The following is a 1,851-nucleotide window of genomic DNA, read 5'->3' as shown; positions in this document are numbered from 1 at the left end:
CGATATCTTTGTTTATCTTCTGACAATGATATTTTTATTAAGTTCAGTCGCCAGTCTGAATCACGCAATATGAAAAGTAACAACAAGTTGGTAACGCGGTTTGTGCCGGTCATCAATAATCGGCGTTGATCGGTTCTTAATTTGCAAATTATCGAACGCGTTATAAGTCAGGGTGATCATTTCGAACACGTTTGCTGGCATATTTTAGCCCATGCTCCAGCAAGGCTTTCTTGACTTTTTCTTCTTGATCCCAGAGCGGCTCATCAGGTGGAATAATAAAATTCAGCTCATAATTGTGTGATGGGTTGATGACAAAATATTTATCTCTCAAATGGGGATACACATCCTCATACAATCGAGTAGCTCTTTCGGGATCAAACAATAAAAGATGCGGTAAGATTTCCCTGCGGGTATCATCACTTATCTCATCATTCATAAAAATTTTCCGAAAATCATCCTCCGATCTTCTCTCCAAGGATATTAAACACCGACAATTTGCTAACTGATCACAATACTCAATAAGCTGTTGGTGGTGGTTGCTTAATAACCGGTAGAAAGAAGGAAAAATAAATTCATTCCCAACATAAGAAATTGAGAAAAGGGCATGCTGAAAGGCGAATCTATCGGCTTCTGTCTTTACATCGCTATTAAGGCGTTGTGCAAGTATATTAAAATCCCACTGATCTCCTTCAAAAATCGCTATTTTCCCAAAGGTCATATCCAGATCACGCATACCAGCCAAGACTACAATTAGTTTACTAAAGGCACCCTGCATGCTTTCACGTGATCTCATTTGGGAGCATTCGACGGTCATTTTACCCACTACGGCGTTGAAGCTTATTTTCATGGTGTCAGCATTTTTATCCAGTTCGATTGCTTTTAGTAACTGTATCAGAAACCAAATACGCTTTAACTTGCCGGATTTATGATTGCTTTCGGATTCAAATTGGTCAGAAAAATTCAACCGCAAGGTACGTCCTTTCCCTCCCTCTGCATGTTCTAACAGCTCAACAAGGCCCACGTGAGTTCCTAACTTCAGATTAACAATCACGGCATTATCCATAATGACGACGATGGCTGAATACCTTGTTGTTTTTTCAATATATACTTTGTCGGACGATTTCAATAGCGGCAGATCTTCACTCGGGTTTGTGTAATCAACATAGGTGATGCTCCTATTCTTGGATACCTTGCCCTGACCAGAAGCCAATGCGATCGGTGCCAGTGCGTTTACAAAACGCTGATGCAGGGCAAAAATCAGCTCATGTACACTCCGAACCTGCTCAGCCTCTTTAGGGTTGAGTACCTGAAGACTGAATTGCAGCTGATGGCAGGTAGCCAACCACTCGCGAAATGATACTTGCCCTTCTTTACCGGCTTGCAAGGGATGGTTGATACGCTCTAACTCTGATCCGATGGTCTGCTTCAGTGTCTTAAACCGGTTGATCAATAGCCGTAATTCATCCAGCAACGTCTGGACCTCGGGTTCAATGTTGTTATCAGCCAACCGTAAGTACGCGCCGTAGCCATCCAATAGTGCTTGAGCACCATAAACCAGCCGATTTACGCTGTCTCTGTTCTCTAGCAGTAGCTTTGCGCGTTGCGGCGACATGCTCAGTTTTATCGGGTTTGCAAGGCAATCCAGTCCACCGCCGGGAGCAAAAAATGCCAACAGGCGGGCATTTTGATCCGTGAGCCATTGGAATCCGAGGGCAACCTGACTGAATGTGCCTTCAGGGGGGGACAAATCATCCCGTGAGGGGACAGCTGTCGTTAACGATACATCAGAAACAGCGGAGGACAGGCTTCTGTGACTGGCCAGTTTTTCGGTAATGTCACCGGCAACAATGA

The 1,851-nt window shown here is 43.9% G+C and carries 1 protein-coding gene; it reads right to left on the bottom strand.

The window, feature by feature from the left end; genetic code table 11:
* Nucleotides 1-160: 160 nt before the first annotated feature.
* On the bottom strand, nt 161-1,851 hold a 1,691-nt coding region (locus KDK19_RS20775; RefSeq protein WP_257292854.1), incomplete at its 5' end, for a hypothetical protein.

The sequence above is a fragment of the Endozoicomonas sp. ONNA1 genome (assembly GCF_024606325.1).
GTDB lineage: Bacteria > Pseudomonadota > Gammaproteobacteria > Pseudomonadales > Endozoicomonadaceae > Endozoicomonas_A.
The sequence above is the reverse complement of the archived record's forward strand: the minus strand, read 5'-3'. Positions and strand labels throughout refer to the sequence as shown.